This is a genomic window from Terriglobus albidus (genome assembly GCF_025685425.1).
Lineage (GTDB): Bacteria > Acidobacteriota > Terriglobia > Terriglobales > Acidobacteriaceae > Terriglobus > Terriglobus albidus.
Map to the genome: position 1 here is coordinate 47775 of NZ_JAGTAS010000053.1, position 23371 is coordinate 71145.

A 23371-nucleotide genomic window follows, 5' to 3' on the forward strand; every position below is an offset into this window, starting at 1 on the left:
CCATTTAAGAGGAACTGAATGAGAAAGTTCTGGCCTTCCGGAATCCGGACGTTGTATTGTTGTCCGGCCAATTCGCTGCGAACACCCAACGAATTAGCCGGTGGTACCGAAAGAGCGCTGCAGGATGCATCCGTTGTTGTCGTATCCGACGTGACTGTCACGACGACTAGCACCCGATTCGGTACCAGCCGTTTGAGTCTCGCAATCCTGTCTTGCAGTCCTGTCTTCGGTCCTTGGCGGAGGATGGCAAGGGATCCCATCCCACCACGGTTGGCTTTACCGGCAATGTGATGATCGATATGTCCTTCGGCGGCTATGGCTCATACATGGTGCTTAGAGAACTTCGGGTCAGTGGCAACAATCATTTTCGGAGGTTATGGGATGAACGCTAAGATAAGTTTGTTTGCACGTATAAGTCTTTTCAGGCTAAGCGTCTTTGCGTGTGTGTGCTTCCTGGTATTTCTGAGCCGAGGCGCAGCCGCGCAAGTGGACCAAGGTTCGATCACCGGCATTGTCTCGGACCCATCCGGCGCTGTTATCCCTAATGCGCACGTTACCCTTCGGAATACAGATATTGGCTTAACTCTGGAAACTGTAGCGAGCACCAGTGGGCAGTACACTTTTTCACCAGTCAGGATTGGCCACTATTCCATTACGGCCTCATCACAAGGGTTTTCGTCAACAACACAGGAAAATCTGCAGGTGAATGTGCAAGAGCGCCTGCAGGTTAACATTCAGCTGCAACTCGGCTCTGCCACAGAAACTGTCACCGTCACTGGAATTCCACCACAGCTACAGACGACGGAGGCATCGGTCGGTCAGGTTATTAATAGCGCGACACTGAACAATCTGCCATTGAATGGGCGCAATTTCACGTTCCTGGCTCAGCTATCCGCCGGAGTTAACACGCCGCAGGCTGATACGCGCGGCAATGCGGCATCGGGTGCGTTTTCTGCAAACGGCTTGCGCCCGGCGCAGAACAACTACCTGCTCGATGGCATCGATAACAACTCAAATGCGGTTGATTTTCTGAACGGCACGAATTTCGTCATTCTTCCCCCGCTGGACGCGATCCAGGAGTTCAAGGTTCAGACAGCTCAGTTCAGCGCTGAACAGGGGCGCTCCGCAGGAGCAGTGCTGAATGCCACGATCAAATCCGGAACCAACGGCATCCATGGCGCAGTTTGGGAGTTCTTTCGCAACGACAAGCTGGATGCAGCTGACTGGTTTGAGAATTACAACCGTGTCACGAAGGGAAAGCTGCGCTGGAACCAGTTTGGGGCTTCCATCGGCGGTCCTGTAATCAAAAACAAGCTCTTCTATTTCGGCGATTATCAGGGATTCCGTCGCGTCCAAGGCACGGTGTTGCCAGGTACAGTTCCAACATTAACTGAGCGTAACAGCAATTTCACAGATCTTTCCGATCTCATTACCGGTCAAAACGGCACACCCCGTAAAGATGCGCTTGGTCGATCTATTCCTTTCGGAACGGTTCTCGATCCAGCGACGACGCGAGCGGTCACTGCGGGGGCCGTGGACCCAGTGTCCGGTATCAGGGCTACACAGACTGGCTTTGCACGCGATCCATTCGGTACGTGCGGACCAGGAACAACGAATTTTACGGTTAGCGGCTGCAACCTGAATCACTTGCCCGCGAATCGTATTGATTCCAATGCGGTAAAACTTCTGCAGCTGTACCCCGCGCCGACGACCAGCTCGTTTACTACGAATTTCACAACAAGCCCCAAGCTGTATGAGCACAGCAATGCCTTCGACGTGCGCGGTGACTACGCAATGAGCGACAAGAACCAGATGTTCGTGCGCTTTAGCTACTTGGATGACCCGCAGTTTCTCCCTGCAATCTTCGGCGGTATTGCTGACGGCGGAAGCTTCGCGCAGGGCCTTCAGAATGCAAAATCCAATCAGTCCGTTGCGGCCTGGACTCATGTGTTTTCTTCAAGCACCGTCAATGTAGGCCGAGTCGGTTTCAACCACTTGCATACGACGCGTTTTGGTCCACAGGGAAATAACATGGGAATCCCAGCGCAATACGGATTTCAAGGAATTCCCCAAGTGGCCCTGAACGGCGGTTTGCCCCAGATTGTGGTCAGCGGTTTACAGAATCTGGGCAGCAACAACTATCTGCCGTCGGATGAGATCAGCCAGACGCTTCAGTTGACGGATGATTTCACGAAGATTCATGGGGCGCATAGCTTTAAAGCAGGCATTGAGTTCCAGAAGATTCACTTCAATACCTTGCAACCTCCATTTCCGCGTGGCGAATTTGATTTCAATGGGAATTTTGCGGGTGTTCCAGGACAGGCGGGAGATCAAACCGGCCGTGCGCAGATGTTGCTGACCCCGATCGCAACCACTGTTCCAAATGGTATTAGTTATGTTGGTGGTGCGAATCAGGTTCTAGCAACCAATATCAGCAAGACCTACGACGTCAGGCATTATCTTGCGGTCTACTTTCAGGATGACTGGAAGGTCAATTCTCAATTGACGTTGAATCTTGGCCTGCGCTGGGATTATTTCAGCCCCATCTCGGAGGCGAACGGTGCTCAAGCGAACTTCATTCAGAATGGGCCGCCGTATAACGCTCCGACATTCCTGATACCGGCTAGCGGAAAGGCCAACCGCGCTCTCTCGACAACTTTCCAGGCCCTGCTTCAGAAAGACGGCATTGCGCTTCAAATGACGGACAAATACGGGAAAGGCCTATTACAGACTCAGAAGAGCAACATTGCTCCACGGTTTGGATTCGCCTATCAGGTATCGCCGAAGTTTGTAGTTCGTGGTGGGGCGGGCTTGTTCTTCAATTCTTTTGAGAATCAAGGCTATGGTCCTAACATTGGATTGAATTACCCCTTCATCTATAGCTTTACGTTCACTGGCACAACGGATTCAGCGCCATTTAATACTGGATCGAACCCATACGGCACATGTGCGACCGCCGGTCCTGGGGGAAGCGCGACGATCGAATCGGGTCTCACCTGTGCCCAGTTCACTCCTCTGGCGGTGAATGGAAAGGGATTGGGCCTGCAGGGATTACAATTCAACTACAAGACGCCTCGTACGCTCAGCGCAAATCTCACCCTTCAATACGCCATTACACATAACATCTCGGCACAGGCTGCTTATGTCCTTACCGATGGAAGCTCACTGCAGGCCGGCATTGGCAACAACAGGGTCTCGCAGATTATTGGTGCAACTCTGCCCTCAGGTACAAGTACAGCGAACTATCGACCATTCCCGGACTTTGCCGAGGGAGGGAGTTATCAGCGTACGATCGGCCGGAGTGTTTATAACGGTTTGCAGACCAAGTTAGAGCGGCAATCTGCACAGGGAGTGGGCTTCTTGGTCACATATACCTTTGCGAAGACTCTCTCTGATGCGGGCGATCTATTGAATGGTGGCAGTGTGAGCGGATACCGTGCTCCCTGGGTTCCAGGGTTCGGACCGCACTTCGATTGGGGCCAGGCAGCATTTGATATACGGCATGTAGTCCACCTGAGCGGCAGCTATGAGTTGCCGTTTGGTAAGAACAAAATGTTCCTTGCCAACTCTGGTAAGGTGACAAACGCGGTTCTTGGCGGTTGGGCAGTCAACGGCATAGCTACCCTTCAAGGAGGACAACCTATCACGTTGACCTGCCCGTCTGCGACAACCTCCGGCACAAGCTGCAGAGTGCTGCAGGTTGCTGGTCAGGATCAGAAGCTCGGACTGCACAGGGATTCGAGCGGAGCCCTCAACTGGTTCGGCAATCCAGCGGCATTCAATCAGCCTTGTATATTGAACCAGGTAAAAAATCCTGATGGTTCGATGTCTATCAATCCGGTTATAGATAGCCCTAAAGGGTGCGTTGCCCTCCCGGCTAACAGTAACCTTATACTCGGCGGTCCAGGCTCAACGAGCACGCATGGACCCGGTTTCCATCGGTTCGATTTCTCCGCCTTCAAGAACTTCCCGATCCATGAGGCGATTTCACTTCAGTTCCGGGCAGAGTTCTTCAATATCCTCAACCATCCGAACTTCAATTCCCCGAACTTTGGAGGCAACGGCGTCGTTGCAATTGGAAACTCGGGCAACTTCCTGAGCTCTACATTTGGAGAGATCGGATCAACACGCGATGCTCCATTTGATCCGAGGCAGATCCAGTTTGCTTTGAAGCTCTACTACTAAGCTGATGAAGGCACCGTGTAGATTACGGTGCCTTCACTAGCCGCTTGAGAGTCAGGATGCAGTCTAGATTACGGGTTTCGTGACGATGCGAAGTTCTGTCATGAAATATGGAGCGAACTGGCGTTGACTGCTAACCTGCCTGATGCGTATTTTTATTCGGCTGGACTATATTCATATCGAACAGAGGACCGTACACGGGCCGGCGTCTACCGGAAATGGCGGACGCATCCGGCTCGCATGCATAAGGAATGCAGTGGCGTACTCGACGACCGCTTCTGCGGAGTAGTAAGGGATGATCGTGAAAGAACCATCCATTGGCGACGCATCCTCGAGTTGTCTGCGTCAGGCGACGTACGGTCTCAGTTGCAGCCGTCGTGACTTCCTTCGCTCTGCTGCGGGTATGGTTCTTGGTGGGGCAAGTCCATTTCTCTATGCAGGATCCGCGAGGACGAGAAAGGTGATCGTAGTCACCTTTGGCGGTGGAGCCCGCGATCAGGAGACGTTTGCGCCTGCGGGGCAGGAGAACATTCCTCATCTTCTTAAGGAACTGATTCCCCAAGCCAGTTTCTTTACCCAGGTGGTGAACCGCGGAATTCTTGGGCACTACGTTGCGACCGCAAGCCTTGCTACAGGTGTCTATGAGACGTTGAATAACTTCTCGTCCGTGCCTCCAGAGCATCCAACAGTTTTTGAGTATTTTCGAAAAGATCTCAAGCGTCCGCCTAAGGATGCATGGGTCGTTGCACCCAGCAATGGGTTTAGCCGTATTGGTGAAAGCGAGTCCCGGCGATATGGACCTGGCTGGGGCGCACAGGTGATCCTCCCAAAACATCTGCTGTTAGCAGCAATGTCAGGAGGAACAATCGACTATGAACATCTGCTGCGAGACAACTATGAGACTCCACTATTTGCGCCACAACTCGGAGGAAGTGAATTTGAGTTCCAGCAGATGGAGACCATATTGAAGCTGTCGGTCGGCGACTTCAGATCCCATGCGAAGACTTTATCGAGCCCCGACGAGCTTTCAGTCTATGTTGTGCAACAGCTGATGCAACAGCAGGCGCCCAGCCTAATCTGGGTTACGATGCACGACATTGATGTCGCACACACAGGTGCGTATTCGCTTTATGTGGAAAGTGTTCGACGGACGGATCGGCTCTGCGCTGAATTGTGGAGGATTGTACAAAACAATCCTGAATATGCGGGCAACACCACGATGGTGATTCTTCCCGACTTTGGACGAGACTCCGATGAGGAGGCGGGTGGAAATGGCTTTCAACACCACCGCACCGGCGATCCATCGTCGCGAACTACGTGGATGATGGCATTGGGGGCAGGGGTCCGCGAAGGCATGATCTACGATCATCCGGTTCAATCGACGGATCTGGTGCCAACGCTTGGATCGATGATGGGATTCCAGGCATCGATCGCGCAGGGGCGGCCAATTCAAGAACTGTTCTAACACGATGCTTCCTCGCGATCTCAAACCCGAACAGTTCAGGGCCTATCCACCAGAGGCACGAAAGCTTGCAGTGAATAACCTGAGGACATTGCAACAGTTGCCGCTGAGTTTCCTTCCCAATCTGCTTTCTGAGGTTATTGAACTTGACTATAAGTTTCCCGTGGAGCGCCAGCGGATCAGCAAAGAGATGGCGATGCTTGGATCGCTTACACCGGCGCAGATGCAGGAGTGGTTTGGATCGTTTCGGGATCTGTCGCTCTCAATAAAGCTGGAACACTTCGATTGGCTGGATCAGCCAGCTCAATTTGTTGAGCAGCTTTCTGCCCATCTGTGGTCGACGCATCAGCTGGATGCATTCCGTCAAGCGGCGAAAGAATATGGTAATCGGTTACAAGCGGCGGTAGCCCCCGATCAGCCGGTGATTTCAAGGCTTGGTATAGCGATCATCGGACAAGGACTGGATGCCTACGATGGTCAGTTGTTTCGCGATCTACGTGAACACGGAACATTCTTCAGCCACATCAAGCCTGAAAACGGCATACAGCAACTCATGAAGGGGGTTGCCGCACGTGCTCAGGCTCATCCGGTTCCATATGCGCATTGGTATGTGGAAGGAGGACAAGCTGTCGAGCATGCTCCAATGCTGACGCACGTGTCTTATCAGGCATTGGAGCCAAAACGCATTGCGCTGCTCAATAAGATGCAGGCGGAGATCAAGCGTCCAGGAATGGGACCTGAGGAATTGCGGACAATCCTGGCGGCTCTGCAGCCAGCCGACATCGGATTCGACAGTCAGAAAGATCTGGTGCTGAATCGCTTTCAGCTGAAGCTGCTTACGGAAGGCTCCGGCACGCAGGTCTTCAGTACGACGTTTGTACAGTGGACTGCGCGTGAGGCACTACGCCGTGCTCAGCCGCTGACACTGCTTGTACGATTCGGACCACGACAACGGCAGCGCCCAATGAACGAATTACTGGCTAATATCGATGGCCATTCGGAACCAGATCTGGTGGGATCGTTAGTCGATGCGGACATGGGAGCGTACTATAACTGGATCAATCAACAGAGGCTGCCCGGAGCCGAGTACTCCTCATTCATCGCCTGGTTTGAAGGGAGCTCTCGAGCGGTCGCACTAGGCCCTCCATTTGCGAGGGGAGCAACGTCGAGCGCTACGGCTACTCTTGAAGAGCTTGCCTCCTGGGCGGTCGGATAGAGTAGACCTGTCGATGTGAGGAACCAAGTGTGCCTCCTGACAAAGGTCCCGCGTCAGCTCGGCGCCGGGGTTGGTCCAGATCACATCTGTTCGGCCGGTATTGCCAGCTTCGACCCTCACGGGCTCGCGAAGTAACGGCGCTAGAAGTAGAGAGCCAGATTAATTCACGCAATTCGCGTCGAATCTGAACTGCAGCTTACAATTCGCGAATTGCGGTCACGGGGTTCCGGCGCACCGCTCGGTGTGCGGGAAGGTAGCATGCTACCAAAGACATTGTTCCCAGGAGCATGACGACGGAAACGACGGTGACCGGATCGTTGGCGCCGATTCCGTATAAGAGCCGGGCGATAACACGTGTCAGTCCCAACGCAAACGCCAGTCCCAGCACCACTCCAGTGCCTGCGAGCCACAATCCCTGCACCAGCACGAGTCTCAGCACGTCCACACGGGAAGCACCTAGAGCCATCCGTATTCCGATCTCGTGGGTCCGCAATTGGGTTCGATAGGCCACGACTCCGTAGATCCCGGTTACCGCAAGAACCAACCCGATCAGCGCGAACATTCCCGCCAGGGTGCTCTGTATGACCGCGAAACTGCTCGCCATCTGGGTACTCTCTCGCATGGGACGCACGTCGAAAACCGGCAGCCGCGAATCGACCCCATGAATGGCCTGCTCCACCGCCGGCTCCAAGTCGACCGGATTCCCCTCGCTTTTCACTTGCACCATTGTCTCGAACCCCGGGCGCTGGAAAAAGCTCATATAAACCATAGGCTCCGGCGACTCGTTCACGAACGTGTGGGTTGAATTCCTCGCAACTCCGACGACCGTGAAAAGCCTGCCCCACATGCTGAGTCTCTTTCCCAGCGGATCCTGTCCTGGCCAGTAGCGCCTTGCCGCGGTCTGATCCAGGATGATTACCTGCGGGGCCTTTGCATCGTCATCCCATGTAAACTCGCGTCCTTCCAGAATGGGTATATGAAGAGATTCGAAATACCGCGGGCCCACCTCGGCATTCTGCACCAGCAAAGATTCATGGGGATGGGGCACATACCCTTCCGGATACGCATCGTTCCTCTTTTGGATCAGGGTCATCGGAATCCAGTCGGTAAGAGATGCAACCTCCACGCCGGGCAGTACCGACACGCGATCAAGTATCTTGCGGCGGATCAACTGTGCCTCATCGTTGCTGTAGCCGGCAATATTCAGCCCCACGGACGCAGTCAGAACGTGGTCCTGCTCAAAGCCGGGGTTCGCTGCGGCGAGATTCCGCAGCGTTCGCAGGAATAGCCCGGAGCAGATCAGCAGAGGAAGGGCAAGCGCGATTTGCGCCACCACCAACCCGCTGAGCAATTTCCTGTTGCGTGAGCCGCCGGAGACACTTGCAGACTCTGCCTTCAGTACCTCAATGGTCGGCGCATGAGACGAGCGCCAGGCGGGGAGCGCGCCGCAGAGCATGCCGGCCAACAGGCTGGATACCGCAATCCCGATCACCACCTTGTGATCCATGCTCCCGTTGAGTATCAGGGGAATCGAGTTCGCCGGAAAGAACCATGCGAATGTCTTCGACGTCCACGACGTCAACATAAGAGCTATGGCTCCTGCGACGATGGAAAGCAAAGCGCCCTCGAGCATCATCTGCCGCACCAGTTGAATACGATTCGCCCCGAGTGACTGCCGGATCGCAAGCTCACGCCGCCGGGATACAAACCGGACCAGCGTGAGCGTCGCCACATTCGCGCTGGTCAGCAGCAGCACCAAACCGGCGAAGGCCAACAAAATCGGCAGCGTCGCCGCCATGTATCCATTGGCGCCGAATGGCGAACGCCACATGGGATCGAGCGTGATCCGGTTATCGCCCAGATGCTGGTCCGGATACGCCACCACAAGATGGTGCATCACAGTATCGAGATCCTGGGCTGCCTGGCCACGGCTCACGCCGGGCCGCAATCTTCCTATTACGATGAGCCAGTCCGAGTCGCGATGGGTCATCCGCCCCACATCCGTCCCGAGGGGATCGAGGGTTACCCACAGATCGTCACGCAGTCCGGGCGCTGCTCCGACAAACCCTTCCGGCGCCACACCAATCACCGTCACAGGATGCCGGGCGACCTCGATCGACTTGCCAACAATTGCCGGGTCTTTGGCATAACGCGTCTTCCAGAGCGAGTAGCCCAGGACCACGTTGGGAACTGCACTTGACTCCTCTTCCGGCAGAAAGAAGCGCCCCAGCACTGGCTTGATGCCGAGCACATCGAAATAGTTCGCCGACACATTTGCAATATAGACACGCTCCGGCTGCGCACCGCCAGTCAGCGCGATCCAATCGTTATGATATGCAAGTATTCCGGTCAAGGTGCGGTTTTGCTCGCGCAGATCGCGATAGTCGAGATACGAGAAGGGCGGAGTCGGCGAGAAATTTCGTTCCCCCCGCTGCAGGCTAACAAGATCGCCCGTTTCCCGCGCGCCAGGAATCGGACGCAACATGGTGCCGTCGATCCAACTGAATATCGTGCTGTTGGCGCAAATAGCTACGGCCAGCATCGTCGTGGCGGTGATCGTAAAGCCGGGGCTCTTGCGCAGTTGTCGCAAGGCATAACGGACATCCCGGCCCAGTTGTTCAAGCCAGCCCCGGCCCCACATCTGACGCGTCACATCTTGTACGAGAGGAACATTTCCAAACTCCCGCGCAGCCGCTTGCCGCGCCGTCTCCGGTGTCTCGCCTCGCGCCACTCGATCTGCAATCGCCATCTGCAGGTGTGCATCGATCTCTTCCTGCAATTCGCGCTTGCGCCGCTGAAAACCGAAGCTCCGGAACCACTTCATGACTCACTCTCCTCCGGCTTGACGTACTTTCATCCGTGGATGTAGACACTCTACTCCCATTGGGGTAGAGCGTCTACTCCCTCTCATGGCGCGCCTCAATCCAAAGCCGTGCTTATAGCAGCTCCGAATTTTGTGATGCGAGTGGGATACTTGAAGTGACGATGTCTGACAGCAGTGCCACAGTGACCGCCGTTCTGGCGGAGAAACCCTCAGTTGCGCGCGATATTGCCCGCGTTCTCGGGGCCGCGAAGAAGGGCGACGGATTTCTGCACGGAAACGGATATGTGGTGACCTGGGCTGTGGGGCACCTGGTTTCTCTGGCGCAGCCGCACGAGATGCGTCCCGAGTGGAAACAGTGGCGACTGGATTTGTTGCCGATGCTGCCCGGCGAGTGGCCGCTGGTGGTGTATGAAAGGACCAAAAGCCAGTTTGAGGTGGTTCGGAAGATTCTGACCTCGCCGCGCGTGACGCAGGTGGTGTGCGCCACCGACGCCGGGCGCGAAGGCGAACTGATCTTCCGCTACATCTACGGCGCGGCACTGTGCGATAAGCCCGTGAACCGGCTGTGGATCTCATCGATGACCGCAGAGGCGATTCGCAAGGGCTTTGAGAAGCTGCAGCCCAGCAGCGCCTACGACGGACTAGCTGATGCCGCGCATGGGCGAAGCCGTGCCGACTGGCTGGTGGGGATGAACCTGTCGCGGGCCTATTCGCTTATCTACAACGAGGAGATCTCGGTCGGCCGCGTGCAGACACCTACGCTGGCGATGGTGGTGGAGCGGGAACTGGCGTTGCGGCAGTTCGTGCCGGAAGAGTACATCGAGGTTATCGCCAAATTCGAAGGTCTGGCCGAGCGAAAGCAAGAGACCTATACAGGCACGTGGTTCCGGCCGCGTGGAGATCAGGGGAACGAGAAAGAGACCCAGGCCAAGCTATCGCGACTTGCCGCAGACGGGGAAGAGGCGAAGCAGATTGTCCAACGCGCGCGTACGGGCACGGTGGCTATTGAATCGGTAAAGTCGGAAACGCAACGCGCGCAGCCGCCATTGTTGTACGACCTGACAGAGTTACAGCGCCACGCCAACCGGCTGTTCGGATTCACGGCGCAGGAGACGCTAACGTATGCGCAGGCGCTTTACGAGCGCCATAAACTCATCAGCTATCCGCGTACCGACAGCCGCCATCTGTCGACCGATGTGGCGGCAACGGTGAGTCAGATCGCGAATGTGGTTGCACCGCAGTATCCGCAGACGGTGGCGGAGGGGACCGGGACGCGTACACTCAGCAAACGCTATGTGGACGACAGCAAGGTAAGCGACCACCATGCGATTCTGCCGAATGCTGTCAACCCTGGAAAATTGAACCTCAGCCCGCAGGAACGCAGGATCTACGACCTGGTGTGCCGCCGCTTTTTAATGATGTGGCACGACGATCATTTGCAGGCCGTAACGACGGTGATTACGGCGATTGCGAATCTTGGACAGGATGGAGCGGAGCCAATCGTGGATCGGTACCGGACAACGGGAACGCTGGTCCAACAGATGGGCTGGAAGGTTCTGGACCCGGTGCCGGAGAAGCGGAAGAAGGGCAGCAAAGACGGCGAAGAGGAAGAGGCGGCGCAGGTATTGCCGACGGATCTGGCGGAGGGCCAGCCGCAGCAGGTCGCTGCGATCGATGCGAAGAAGAAGAAGACAAAGCCGCCGAAGCGTTTTACGGAAGCTACGCTGCTGACTGCCATGCAGACGGCAGGGCAGACGCTGGACGAAAAAGAGCTTTCGGAGGCGATGAAGGACACGGGCCTGGGGACGCCGGCCACGCGGGCCTCGATCATCGAAACTCTGCTGAAGCGTGGCTACATTGTGCGCAGCGGCAAAACGCTGGAAGCCACGGACAAGGGGATTCACCTGATCGACGTGGTGCATCCTGAGGTGAAGACCCCGGCCATGACAGGGCAGTGGGAAGCGAACCTCAAAAAGATCAACCAGGGAGAGGCTCATCTTGCACCATTCATCGAAGGCATCAACGCATATGTGAGCGGGGTGGTGGAGAAGGTGCGGGTAACGCCGCGGCGCCGGTTCGCTCCGATGACGAAGGCCGCGCAGAGTGCCGGTGACAAGAAAGCAGCCGATACGCCGCCACCCGGCAAGACGGAAAGCAAGGCGAAGGATAGGGCGAAGAAGCCATCGAAGACGACACAGGTGAACGCGCTTCTCAAAGAGCGGTTCGGTCACAAATCGTTCCTTCCAGGACAGAAAGCCGCATGTATGGCTGCACTGTCGGGTCAAGATCATTTGCTGGCGCTTGCTGACGGTGCGGGAAAGACGTTGTGTTACCAACTTGCCGGGCTCGCGCAGGAAGGAACCTCCTTGGTGGTAAGTGTGCAGATGGAGTGGATGGAGGCCGAGGTGGCGAAGCTCCGCGAGCGTGGGATAGCGTGCGACTGCATTCACGCGAACCGTAGCCGCGAGGCGCTTCGAGCTGCGTGCGTGGATTATCTCAATGGGCGGTTGAAGTTCCTGTATGTCGCACCGGAGCGGCTGAGCGTGACGGGGTTTCCGCAGATGCTGGCGAAACGGGCTCCGGCCCTGATCGCGATTGAAGAGGCAGAGCGTGCGGTACGGTCGAACCAGGGTTTCCTGGCCGACTACGAACTTCTGCGCGAGCACCTTCCGGCGTTACGGCCGGCACCAGTACTGGCACTGACACGCGAGCAGACGTCCGCAGTTCATGCGGCCATTGCAGAGGTCTTTGGATTATCGCTGTAGGTTCTGGACTAGAGCATTTTCCCTGTTGCCGGGTAACCCGGAAAAGGCGTGCAGCGGCGTTTTCATCGTGGAAAACGCCCATAAATGTAGAATCCTGCGCTACAAACTACAGGGAAAATGCTCTAGCGTGGTGAGTCTGAAGTTCATCGCAAATGTTGTCATCCTGAACAATGCGGTATCCGGGACTCAAAGATAGATTTCCTGATTCGAAAACTGCGCCTGTATGTTGCACAGCAGTTCATCTGATCCAAACCCGCCACTCTTCAATAGAAGAGGAGTCCCGTCATAGGGCCCGCCTACTGCAGTTCCCAAGGGGACGCCGGGTACGAGCTCTCGATATAAACGAATTGCCGTGATCCCCAGGGCGCGGCAAACCAGGCTTGCGGTGTCTCCTCCGGTCATGACGAACGTGCCTATAGGGTGTTTGGCGACTTCCAATGCACTTCGAATCGTGGACTCGGGAGTGTCCCTTAAAACCTTCTTGAGAAAAAAGCTGCGCGGCTCACAATTGGATTGAAGGTGCGCTATTTGCCTAACCGTAACAGGATGGTCGCTACCGATGAAGTAACAGGCTATCCCCGCCGGCTTTCGTTGTACCAGGGGAGAGGGCTGAATTGCTGAGGATGCTGCGGCGAGCGCATGGGCGAGCCCCCCGGAACCAATCCATAGAGTACGCACTTGCAAGGACCGCGCCACACGTGCCACATCTTCCAGATGCTCCTGTGTATGTGCGTCACATAAAACAGCTCGCTGCTTTTGATTTAAGACAGATCTGAAGCGAGCCTGGATCTGATCTTCCGGGAGTCCTGCAGGAAGAAGGGGAATCTCGGGGAACTCCTCGACGAGGTTCATCGACCGGGAGCCCGTGATGTCGTCGATGTGCAGCACCCCCTTTTCGATCCGCCGGCCAACCTGCGGATAGGCCGGAGCGAGAATGGCCAGATCGTAAACTCTTGTATGAAGAAACTCGCGAATCTCTGCGAAGGTATTCCCGCGAAAGACCGAGTCAATTTTCTTGAAGAGGATCGTGGATGCCGGCAGGTTACGTAAGACAGCCTGTATCCGCTCTTTGAGTTGAGCCGGTTCCGTATCTCTCGTGTCGGAACTCCACGCAACAACCGCGCCGGGGCGAGGCGCAGGCGTGCTCATGTCGACCGTGACGTCGGAGCAGATGCGCGTAAATGCGACCGCTGCATCGGCTGCACCAGTAAGATCGTCAGCCAGAATGACCAGGGGTTCGGGCAATCCGCCAATCATCTCTGATGCTCCGTTGGACATTCGCTTTCTCAGGATAATTTTCAAATATAGAGAAGCCTGGAGATATCGTTCAACGGTACCCCCTGTGCCTGTATCTTAAGAGACCGTTCGGAGATTGCAGAGTGGGTACGCTACATCGTTGACGATCCGCGCTCGCTAACCTATAGTTAGGGTCGCATCAATTGCAATAACAATTGCGTATTATGCAATTGTTATTCGGCAGTTGCGTGTCCAAGGAGGGTGCGGTGAGAAAAGGCCTGATTCTGTTGAATGTGTGCTTGATCGCGGCGAGTGCGTTTGCGTCAGGACCTTCTTTCGTGCCCGATGTGCGATTTACAGGACCGGCGGCGAAGGGCTGGAACAAGGTAGGCCAGGCTAACTGGACTGCGGATGCCGGCACGATTACGGGAAAACCGGCAGAGAACGGCGGAGGCTGGCTCCTGCTGGACAATTCGTACCAGGACGTCAGCTTCTATACGGAGTTTCGTTGTGAAGACAGTTGTGTGACCGGAGTATTGCTGCGCGCGGAGAAGACGTCGGACGGCGGCATGAAAGGTGTCTATGTCTCGCTTGACGATTCATCGCTTGCTACATACGCGGTTGCGATTGATTCCAACGGAAAGATAGTGAAGCAGGAGAAGCTACCTCGAGGTGGTGTACTGGCTCGCCTGACTCCTCCCCCGTCTGCTTCTCAAGCGCAGAATGACAACCGGCCCAGACCGCAGAGCCCTAGCGTCGACCTTCCGCTCAAACCTGCCGATACCTCCCTTCGAGCTCACGAGTGGAACTCGGTGGAGATCTTCTTTGATGCCAATACGGTTCGGTCTTTTCTCAACGATGGCCGCCAGCAAGGTGCGATGGTCGAAGACGGTGGCTATGGACCTGTGGCACTGTATGCCGGTGGCAAGGGGGCTGTTCATTTTCGCAACGTCGCCTATATGGATATGTCCCTGAAGACACGGGATGAAGAGAAGGTCGGTCCGCACTTCCGGAAGCAGAGACTGAGCGACTTTTATTACTCGTGGGGAACAGCCGCCGCGGATTTCAACAAGGATGGCGTGCTGGATGTCGTCTCCGGGCCTTACATCTACTATGGTCCTGACTACCGAAAATCCCGTGAGATCTACTATGCATTCCCCTCCAATCCGTTGACCGAGTTTGCGAGCGATTCGACGATGGAGTTTGCCGCAGACTTCGACGGAGACGGTTGGCCCGATGTACTCACCGTAAACTTTGGCGGCGGCCCTGGCGCCCAGCTCTATATCAATCCAAAGGGAGAGAATCGACGCTGGCAGAAGTATGCGGTAGGCACAGGGGTGCAAAGTGAGATCGCGTTACTGCGGGACATTGATGGAGATGGGAAGCCTGAGCTGGTCTACAGCGGCGCCGGACACGTTCGTTATGCCAAGCCTGATCCTGCCAGGCCAACTGAGAAGTGGATCGTGCATGACATCTCAGACGCGGGTTATGGTGTCGCTCATGGAATTGGCGTAGGTGATGTCAACGGCGATGGACGGCTCGATGTCGTGAACCCCTACGGCTGGTGGGAGCAGCCGGCCGCGGGAGCCGGCTCAGGTCCGTGGACCTATCATCCCGCCGCTTTCGCACAGTTCGGTCGAGGTCTGATGGGCGGCAGCGTGATGGCCGTTTATGACGTGAACGGTGACGGGAAAAACGACATTGTGACCTCACTCAATGCTCATGGCTGGGGGCTTGCCTGGTACGAGCAGAAGCAGGACAGCACTGGCAAGATCAGTTTCATCGAACACATGGTGATGAATGACCGATCAGCCAAAAACGCCGGCGGGGTAGTGTTCTCAGAACTGCACGGGACCTCGTACGCGGATGTTGATGGCGATGGAATACCGGACTTTATCGCCGGGAAGCGGTACTTCTCGCATCTCGATACGAATATCGATCCCGATCCGAGAGGAGCTCCGGTTCTTTACTGGTACAAGACCGTTCGAAACCGCCAGGCACCCGGAGGAGCTGAGCTGGTTCCTGAGCTGATCGATACGCATAGCGGTGTCGGCTCGGATGTGCTTGCTGTCGACCTGAATCATGATGGAGCCATCGATGTCATAACCTCCACTCGCTTTGGGACGTTTATTTACTGGGGGATTCCGCGACAAGTTGCTGCGTCGGCGAAGAAGTAAGCACGATCGTAATCTTCTGTCGGTTCCGGGCGGAGGACTTTCTTGAGCAAGAACACATGTGGTGAGAGGAAGCCTCTCCCTCTCACCACACACGCTTCAACAGTCAAAAACAATTTTAAGAGATTTCTGGAGCGATACCAGGCACGCTTTTGCGGATCGATGACTGGTACCAACGCTCAATCTCCCGCGGGCAGATGCGCAGAGCCCCGATCGGGCCGAATGCTTCGAGTTCTCCTCGGTCAACAAGTTCATAGAACTCGCGGTATGGGATCTGAAACAACGCGGACAACTCCGTGACGGTCCATGCATTTTCCCGCTCCCGTAAAACCTGCGCGATTGACTTTGCCGTGCGGTGGTCTCCCATAACGGAGATGCGCGCTTTTGTGGCAAGGTATGCAAGAGAACCAGCGATTACCGTGAACCCCGTCGTTCGAATAATCAGCAAAAGGGAAACGGGCAGATTGTGAGTAACGATTGGAAAGACGACATTCAGTGCCACCGCCCCGACCGCAATGGTAATGATGATCCATCGAGTATTACTGCAGAGCGCGGTCCCGATCACCGAACCGATGAATAGCATTGCGGGCAGACCAGCGAATGACGGTAAAACATGATGGGAAACGAGCGCCAAGCCGGTTGCAAGCAGTAAAAAGAGGAGAGGCAGGACTTGTTCGAGTCGAGAGAGTGACGATGATGCCGGCTGTGCAGCACTTGGTGCCGCTGCTTGTTCGGCAGACGTAAACTGACTTGCTGGTCCGGAACGCATCGGATAAACAGTCTTATATAAAGGAATCTGTTCGAAGAGTAGCGTCTCAACGGAGAGTGCCACAATACGAGATTTCACCAGGAATCCCTCCAAGTAACCCCAGTCAACACGCTTAAGTACCCAATTGGATTGATACAGGCCGAACGAATGGATAGTGTTTATCTCGATCACGCATCCCGGAGTCAACTTCGAACACCAGCGAGAGTGGAACCGATTGTCCATCGCGATGGAAATCGTGTGTCGCTGCAATTTCAGATCGGTGAGATCCAGAGTGAGATGCTCGTGGATGACCCAGTTGCCCTGGCGCTTCCGTACACCCGCACGATGATCGATTTCATGCTCTGTCATCGAAATCCAACCTATATCGTAATGATCGGGTTGGGTGGGGGATCGATTCCGAAATGGTGTTATCGCGAAATGCCTGCTGCTGACATAACGGTCATCGAAATCGATCCGCAGGTCATTGCCTTGAGAGATCGGTTCCATATTCCGCCGGACGACGATCGCTTTCGTGTCATTGGTGACGACGGCGCGGACTATGTTGCTCGGGCGCCAGGAAGGATCGAGGTGTTGCTCGTTGATGGATTCGATCGATACGGACAGCCGCCCCAGCTCTGTTCACAGGCGTTCTACGATGATTGCTATCGCGCCTTGACCCCGGATGGAGTGTTGGTTGTGAACCTGTGCGGGCCGGAGAGTGAGGCTGCGATCGAATACATTCGGCGTAGCTTTAAGGATCGCGTACTTGTCGCCAGCCCCGAAGACAGCGAGAACAGAATCGTTCTCGCGACGAAGGGTGAGCATCGCCGGATGGGTGAAGAGCCCTACGATGAACTCATGAAAAAACTGCGCCTGCAGTTGTGGCCCGCGCCGGCGGTTGGGCTCTAGACGGCTTAAACGGATCGCGAAGTGTCAGGCGATGGAAGTGCGGCCGAGACGCAGATCCCAGATCGCTGTGACCAGCTTATCGATGTCCTCATGCGTGTTGTACAACGCCAGCGATGCGCGGACAGTACTTTCATAGCCGAAACGTCGCAGGATCGGTTGGGCACAATGATGCCCGGAGCGGACAGCGATCCCATTCTTATTCAGGTACGATCCGACATCTTCGGTCCGGAATCCGTCCAGCACAAACGAGAGGACTCCTGCCTTCTCCTTCGCCGTGCCGATGATGTGGAGCCCGGGGACTCGCAGCAGCTCTTTTGTGGCCTGCACCAATAGTTCATGCTCGTGGCGGGAGACATTCGGCATTCCTACCCGATCCAGATAATCGATGGCTGCACCCAGCCCGACAGCATCTGCAATATTGCCTGTGCCTGCCTCGAAACGCTGTGGCGGACCGTGGAAACGCGTCTTCTCGAAGGTGACATCCTGGATCATGTTTCCGCCGCCTTGCCAGGGAGGCATCCCTTCCAGGACTTCGGGCTTGCCGTAGACGACACCGATTCCGGTAGGGCCAAAGACCTTATGCCCTGAAAAGACGAAGAAGTCGCAGTCGAGTGACTGTACATCGACGCGCATGTGCGAGACCGATTGCGCCCCGTCCAGCAGGACTCTGGCTCCATAACGGTGGGCGATCTCGATCATCTTCTCTGCGGGTGTAACAACTCCTAATGCATTCGAGACCTGTGTCATCGAGACCAGGCGGGTCTTTGGGCCAAGCAGCTTCTCATACTCGTCCAAAAGGACTTGTCCGCTGTCATCGACAGGTGCTACGCGAAGTTTGGCTCCGGCTTCGGAGCAGAGCATCTGCCACGGAACGATATTGGCATGATGTTCGAGCCAGGTGATGACGATCTCATCATCCTTGCGCACATTGCGCCGGCCCCAGCTTTGGGCAATCAGGTTAATGCCTTCAGTGGCGCCGCGAACAAAGACGATCTCCTGCGTGGACGATGCATTGACGAAGCGGCGTACTTTCTCTCGCGCCGACTCGTAGGCATCCGTCGCTCGCGCTGCAAGTTCGTGGGCGGCGCGGTGCACGTTGGAGTTTTCGTGTTCGTAAAAATACTTCAGCCGATCGATGACGCTCTGCGGCTTCTGGGTTGTGGCTGCGTTGTCCAGCCAGACAAGGGGACGGCCGTTGACGCGTTCGCGCAAGATGGGGAAGTCTCTCTTGATGGCTTCGGAATCAAAGGGATACTTCGAAAGATCCAGCTCGCGAGGCACATCCCGTTCGATACCTGCTGGTTCGTAGAGGACGGTGGCATCGGCCGGTTCAAGCGGTCTTGTCGTATGGAAGCGGCTCAATGGGTCCTGGTCCGCAAGCTGACTCATCTCCTGCAGGCGGCCAAGATCATTGGGAAGCTGAAGATCGAAGGGACTCTCTTCGATCAGTCCCGCTCCGGCGGGGACAGGCCCCGGAATAGAAGGCGGATACGAAAACAGCGGCCGGAGCTCCTCAAGAAACGAGAAAGGAGGAGCCGGTGCGTACTCCGTCAGGGGCGGCATCGGGAGGACGCTGATCGATGGAGATTGCGGCTCGATTGCAGTTCTGGAGAGGCTGTCTTCGATGATACCCGTACGCCCTTGAGGGGCGCTCGAAGATGGGGGCGCTGCCTGAGGAGTCGCCGGAACGCTTGTCGGATACCCCAGCCCCGGAGACGAAGCATAGGCGGGCCTTTCGCTGAAGATGGGCCGAGCATCCTGCAGGAAAGAAAACGCCGGCGAAGGAGGAATAGCTCCACTGCTCAAACCGGTATCCGTCGCTGTGCCCAGGATGCCGGGAACAGCGGGAGGTCCTGCCTGGTAAGGAGCAGAGATCGGGGCAACCTGCGCCGGACCGATACTGGCAGGCAGCGTTGGAAGGTGTTTGTCCGAAGGCAATTGAACTTCGGGCTGGAAGGCAGGCGGCGTTACCGGCAAGCTTGCCGGTGGATCGATGGCTGCGGGATGTTGCGGTACATCGAGAGAAGAGGGAAGCGCGGTAAACAATTCGTTCGCCATGCGTGCTAGAACGAGGGGGTCCGGTAGGCCGGCTGGCAACGATTCTCCCGTTGGAAACGCGGGAGCTTCGCCTTGTCCCCTCTCGTCATGCAGTACCAGCGAGTTCAGATCACTTGTACTCATGGTAGTTGCCTACCTCGACGTTCTCCAGAGACGCAATCGCATCATCAGTCAGAACCGAAGCTGCGCAATAAAGTGAGATCAGATAGGAGGCCAGGCCGCGCTTATCGATTCCTGTGAATCGCACCGAAAGTCCGGGACTCTGTTCCCCGGTAAGACCAGGCTGGAAGAGACCGATCACGCCCTGCTTGCGCTCTCCTGAACGAATCAGCAGGATCTGGGTCTTGGATGTCTTACCGGAGACGCGGATCTTATCGGTCGGAATGATCGGGACACCGCGCCACGTCAGAAAGGGCGTACCGAACAACGTTACGGTCGGAGGAGGAACGCCCCTCCGGGTGCACTCACGGCCGAAGGCGGCAATGGCACGCGGATGGGTCAGGAAGAAGGATGGCTCCTTCCAGACCTTTGTCAGCAACTCATCAAGATCATCGGGAGTAGGAGCACCTTTGCGCGTTGAGATCTTCTGCGAATCAGCAATGTTATTCAATAGACCGTAGTCGGCATTGTTCAGAAGCTCGTTCTCCTGCCGCTCCTTCACGCCTTCGATCGTGACGCGAAGCTGCTCACGCACCTGATCGTAAGGATTGTTGAAGAGATCGCTGATGCGCGTCTGCACGTTGACCAGGGCGTTGATGCTGCTCAACCGGTACTCGCGAGGTTCCTCTTCGTACTGTGCATAGGTCTCGGGGATCTCAGATTCGTCCACATGGCCGCAGAGCACATCGATCGGCTTCTCTTCGACAACACGGTTACGGCGGAAGATGCCGGACTCCAGCGGCTTCCAGTCCAGCAGGCGAACCAGCCATCTTGGTGTTACCGCGCCATAGATCGGAGCTGTCTTGGTTACGTTGGCTAATTGATATGCTGCTTGTTCACCGAGTGAAGACTGGGGCGTTGTATCAGCCACGTGGAAAGCTCCTTGCGCAAGGTATCGAATGCGTCAGATTGTAGCGGAAGCCTACCAGCCGACGCATAAAAAAGAAAGCCGATAGAACAAGATCGTGGGCTTTAGTATTTGCGAATCTTGCGATCCACGCGATCAGACCAGGCGTGGATCCCCCCGCGCAGGTTCAATACCTTCTTGAACCCATGCTTTCGCAGGTACTCTGCCGCCTTTACACCGCGGGGGCCATGCTTGCACACTGCGACGATCTCTTCATCGACGCTCAACTCATCCAGGCGTTTCGCTAGTTCGGGCAAAGGGATGAGATGGCCGCCGATGTTAGAGATCTCATATTCATATTCATCACGGACATCTAGCAGGAAGAGCTTGTCCCCCTGATCGAGACGCTGCTTCAACTCTTCGGCTTGAATCTCTGGAACACTCACGTTTAACCTTCTTTCGCTGAAAAAACAAAACCCACCAACCAGGCCTTCTGGTGGTGGGTACGATCAACCTCGATTACTGAAACCGAACAGGTTATTCAGGAATCGCGCTCAGCCAGAAGACACGCGGATGTGTGTGCACCATACAGGTGGCACAACATACACGGCTCTGACCGGCAAACTTCATCTTTAAAAGGCTACCACAGGTCGCATTCAGGCTTGTCTCCAAGCCACGGCTGACAGGGTCAGGTTTACTCTGTGGGCGCGTGATTTATGTATCTATTTGATTCCACAATGGTTGCGGGCATTAGCTTTGGCCGAGATTAAAGGAGGTGATGCGCGTTATCTTGGATACGCCAATGACCTTCACCAAACGCCTGCGCGGACGTATCCGGAGTGGAGAAATCACCACTACCGTCCGTTTCTGGGTTAGTCCGCGGGTTACTGCCGGCCGTCGCTATCAGATGGAAGAAGGTCTCATCGAGGTTGACTCCGTCGAACCTATCGGCCTGCCTGATATCACTCCGCAGCTCGCACGGGAGTCAGGATTCCTGGGTGTCATCGATCTGCTCAAGGTCGCACAGCACGGCAAAGGGCAAAACATCTACCTGATCCGTTTCCACTACATCCCCCCGAAATAGCATCCATGGATCGCGCTGTCCGCGAGGAAATGCCGAACCATCCAGCATCGGACGGTTCGGCATAGAGCGTAAGAGCGCCTCTCGACGAAAGGAACGGTTAGATATGAGCAGCGGCTGGACGGCCAGCGATGGGGCGAACAGCCAGAGGCTGACGTTGGACATCGTTCCCGAAGCCGACCATCTGCCCCAGGCGAGCGGCGAGTACCCGCAGAGCATCCGATTGAGCATGGAGTTGCTGAGCCGCCGCAGCCGATTCTTCAGCATTGGCCGCGCTCGTCTGTGTGGTCTGCTCCATGCGGGAGATGGCTTGGGTAATCTGCTGGACACCCGCTAACTGTTCCGACGAACTGCCGCCGATATTCTCGACCAGAGTTCTGATCTCTCCGAATGCGGATTCAAGTTGTTCTTCCGACGAGACGACCGACCGGATCTTCTCTCGGCCGTCTGCGGCATTGGCCAGAGCGGTTCCAATAAGTGCCGAGGTCTCTTTAGCCGCTTCTGCCGAACGCTGAGCGAGATTCCGCACCTCTTCGGCAACGACCGCAAATCCTGAGCCCGCATTGCCGGCGCGTGCAGCCTCAACTGCGGCGTTCAAGGCAAGGATGTTGGTCTGGAAGGAGATCTTGTCAATGACGCCAATGATCTTAGCGATCTTCTCAGAGCTGTCATCAATAGCTTTGATCGACTTTACGCATTCATCTACAGCGATTCTGCTCTGTTGCGCTGTTACCACCGCGTTGCCGACGATTCCAGTTGTCACGTGGGCACTATCTGCATTGCGTTTGGCCATGGATGAGATCTCTGCTGAAGAAGAGGACGTCTCTTCAATCATTGCTGCCTGATTTGAGCTCTCTCGCGCCAGAACCTGGCTGCTGGAAGCGATCTGTTCGGCAGCTGTAGCGATCTGCTCAGAACCCTGATTGAGCTCAATCACATTCTTGCGTAACTGACGTTCGAGGTTAATGACGATGCGGGCAATGACACACGGTACAGCGAGAACGATGCTCAGAAGGATCCACGAGACACGCATGGCCGACGAAACCTCGGCCTGTGCCAGCGTATTTGCTTGCGTCATCGTTTCACGTTCAAAGGCAATGGTTTCAGTAGTGAGGTCATCGAGGTTCTGGATTGCCGCTCCCAGCTCGCCCATATTGATTTCGGTAGCACGGGAAACATCATGGGCGTCGATCGCGGAGATAAAGCGCGCATAGATCGGGTCCAAGCGCTCAAGCGCGGCCTCGATCTTGTCGATGACGATCGTTCCACGTGCAGATACCCCACCTGCCCGTAGCTCCTTGAGTGCTTTACGGAGAGTCGTTTCCTGTTCCGCAAACTCGGTTTTCCGCTTTTCGGCGGCGTCCCAATTCCCAGTCGCGGCCTGCACCATCACACCGCGCTGTGCCGCTACCATTTCAGAACCCGAAGCGTCAGCAAGGCCTGAAAGAAAGGACTGGTTGCCTTCTTCAACGCCAAGGTGGTGAATTGTGTTTCCGAAGGCTATGGTGCGGTAGATGGATGCAACTGCGAGGGAGATGGAAAGTAGAGTCAATGCTGCTACTGCGCTGAGGAGCTTTTGTTTGATGGTGAGGGTTGACATTGGTGTGTCCTCTAGGGGTTCATGTACGGTCTATCGGCCAGAGGAGGGAAATGAGTAGAACACCGCCGGCAGAACATGGTCATCAGAAAGCGTTACCAAAGTGTTCTCGC

Annotated in this window: 14 protein-coding genes; 7 read left to right on the forward strand and 7 right to left on the reverse strand. The window is 55.8% G+C overall.

Annotation, left to right across the window (positions count from 1 at the left end):
• The first annotated feature begins 381 nt into the window (after positions 1–381).
• The 3 genes from OHL21_RS12400 (at position 382) to OHL21_RS12410 (ending at position 6860) form a co-directional block, all read left to right on the forward strand.
• Positions 382–4185 carry a TonB-dependent receptor gene (locus OHL21_RS12400; protein WP_263417589.1) on the forward strand — a complete coding sequence of 1268 codons (3804 nt, stop codon included), beginning with the start codon at positions 382–384 and terminating at the stop codon, positions 4183–4185.
• A gap of 292 nt (positions 4186–4477) precedes the next feature.
• Positions 4478–5647, forward strand: coding sequence for an alkaline phosphatase family protein (locus OHL21_RS12405; RefSeq protein WP_263417590.1), 1170 nt, complete (start codon positions 4478–4480; stop codon positions 5645–5647).
• A 4-nt stretch (positions 5648–5651) separates the two neighbouring features.
• Positions 5652–6860 carry a hypothetical protein gene (locus tag OHL21_RS12410; protein WP_263417591.1) on the forward strand — a complete coding sequence of 403 codons (1209 nt, stop codon included), beginning with the start codon at positions 5652–5654 and terminating at the stop codon, positions 6858–6860.
• A gap of 196 nt (positions 6861–7056) precedes the next feature.
• Here the strand turns inward: OHL21_RS12410 and OHL21_RS12415 are convergent, their stop codons facing one another.
• A complete protein-coding gene (locus OHL21_RS12415) occupies positions 7057–9684 on the reverse strand; it encodes an ABC transporter permease (protein WP_263417592.1) in 2628 nt (875 codons plus the stop codon).
• Positions 9685–9845: 161 nt separating this feature from the next.
• Here OHL21_RS12415 and OHL21_RS12420 point away from each other — a divergent pair, with 161 nt between their 5' ends.
• Positions 9846–12449, forward strand: a complete 2604-nt coding sequence (locus OHL21_RS12420; protein ID WP_263417593.1) for a DNA topoisomerase 3 — start codon at positions 9846–9848, stop codon at positions 12447–12449.
• Positions 12450–12635: 186 nt separating this feature from the next.
• On the opposite strand, the gene OHL21_RS12425 is transcribed toward OHL21_RS12420, so the two are convergent.
• Entirely contained in the window at positions 12636–13727 is a 1092-nt protein-coding gene (locus tag OHL21_RS12425) for a four-carbon acid sugar kinase family protein (protein ID WP_263417594.1), read from the reverse strand.
• A 224-nt stretch (positions 13728–13951) separates the two neighbouring features.
• On the opposite strand from OHL21_RS12425, the gene OHL21_RS12430 reads away from it, so the two are divergent.
• Complete coding sequence (locus OHL21_RS12430) at positions 13952–15862, forward strand: FG-GAP-like repeat-containing protein (RefSeq protein ID WP_263417595.1); 1911 nt, start codon at positions 13952–13954, stop codon at positions 15860–15862.
• A 115-nt stretch (positions 15863–15977) separates the two neighbouring features.
• On the opposite strand, the gene OHL21_RS12435 is transcribed toward OHL21_RS12430, so the two are convergent.
• Positions 15978–16799 (reverse strand): helix-turn-helix domain-containing protein, encoded by an 822-nt coding sequence (locus OHL21_RS12435; protein ID WP_263417596.1) that lies wholly within the window; start codon positions 16797–16799, stop codon positions 15978–15980.
• A gap of 66 nt (positions 16800–16865) precedes the next feature.
• On the opposite strand from OHL21_RS12435, the gene OHL21_RS12440 reads away from it, so the two are divergent.
• Entirely contained in the window at positions 16866–17516 is a 651-nt protein-coding gene (locus OHL21_RS12440) for a fused MFS/spermidine synthase (protein ID WP_263417597.1), read from the forward strand.
• 24 nt (positions 17517–17540) lie between these two features.
• On the opposite strand, the gene OHL21_RS12445 is transcribed toward OHL21_RS12440, so the two are convergent.
• From OHL21_RS12445 to OHL21_RS12455, 3 genes are all read right to left on the reverse strand, one after another.
• The gene (locus tag OHL21_RS12445; RefSeq protein ID WP_317889977.1) at positions 17541–19697 is read right to left on the reverse strand and encodes a family 2A encapsulin nanocompartment cargo protein cysteine desulfurase; all 2157 of its coding nucleotides are present in this window, start codon (positions 19695–19697) and stop codon (positions 17541–17543) included.
• On the reverse strand, positions 19684–20604 hold the full coding sequence (locus OHL21_RS12450) for a family 2A encapsulin nanocompartment shell protein (protein ID WP_263417598.1): 921 nt from the start codon (positions 20602–20604) through the stop codon (positions 19684–19686). Before OHL21_RS12450 ends, OHL21_RS12445 begins: the two co-directional genes overlap by 14 nt.
• Before the next feature lie 101 nt (positions 20605–20705).
• Complete coding sequence (locus tag OHL21_RS12455; protein ID WP_263417599.1) at positions 20706–21026, reverse strand: rhodanese-like domain-containing protein; 321 nt, start codon at positions 21024–21026, stop codon at positions 20706–20708.
• Between the two features lie 332 nt (positions 21027–21358).
• Between OHL21_RS12455 and OHL21_RS12460 the strand changes: the two genes are divergently transcribed.
• Positions 21359–21664, forward strand: coding sequence for an ASCH domain-containing protein (locus tag OHL21_RS12460; protein WP_263417600.1), 306 nt, complete (start codon positions 21359–21361; stop codon positions 21662–21664).
• Between the two features lie 97 nt (positions 21665–21761).
• On the opposite strand, the gene OHL21_RS12465 is transcribed toward OHL21_RS12460, so the two are convergent.
• Complete coding sequence (locus OHL21_RS12465) at positions 21762–23261, reverse strand: methyl-accepting chemotaxis protein (RefSeq protein WP_263417601.1); 1500 nt, start codon at positions 23259–23261, stop codon at positions 21762–21764.
• Between the last annotated feature and the right edge of the window lie 110 nt (positions 23262–23371).

Excerpts from the sequence above, each read along its gene's own strand:
- OHL21_RS12400 (WP_263417589.1), top strand. The coding sequence starts at position 382 with ATGAACGCTAAGATAAGTTTGTTTGCACGTATAAGTCTTTTCAGGCTA.
- OHL21_RS12405 (WP_263417590.1), top strand. The coding sequence starts at position 4,478 with ATGATCGTGAAAGAACCATCCATTGGCGACGCATCCTCGAGTTGTCTG.
- OHL21_RS12410 (WP_263417591.1), top strand. The coding sequence starts at position 5,652 with ATGCTTCCTCGCGATCTCAAACCCGAACAGTTCAGGGCCTATCCACCA.
- OHL21_RS12415 (WP_263417592.1), bottom strand. The coding sequence starts at position 9,684 with ATGAAGTGGTTCCGGAGCTTCGGTTTTCAGCGGCGCAAGCGCGAATTG.
- OHL21_RS12420 (WP_263417593.1), top strand. The coding sequence starts at position 9,846 with ATGTCTGACAGCAGTGCCACAGTGACCGCCGTTCTGGCGGAGAAACCC.
- OHL21_RS12425 (WP_263417594.1), bottom strand. The coding sequence starts at position 13,727 with ATGTCCAACGGAGCATCAGAGATGATTGGCGGATTGCCCGAACCCCTG.
- OHL21_RS12445 (WP_317889977.1), bottom strand. The coding sequence starts at position 19,697 with ATGAGTACAAGTGATCTGAACTCGCTGGTACTGCATGACGAGAGGGGA.
- OHL21_RS12460 (WP_263417600.1), top strand. The coding sequence starts at position 21,359 with ATGCGCGTTATCTTGGATACGCCAATGACCTTCACCAAACGCCTGCGC.
- OHL21_RS12465 (WP_263417601.1), bottom strand. The coding sequence starts at position 23,261 with ATGTCAACCCTCACCATCAAACAAAAGCTCCTCAGCGCAGTAGCAGCA.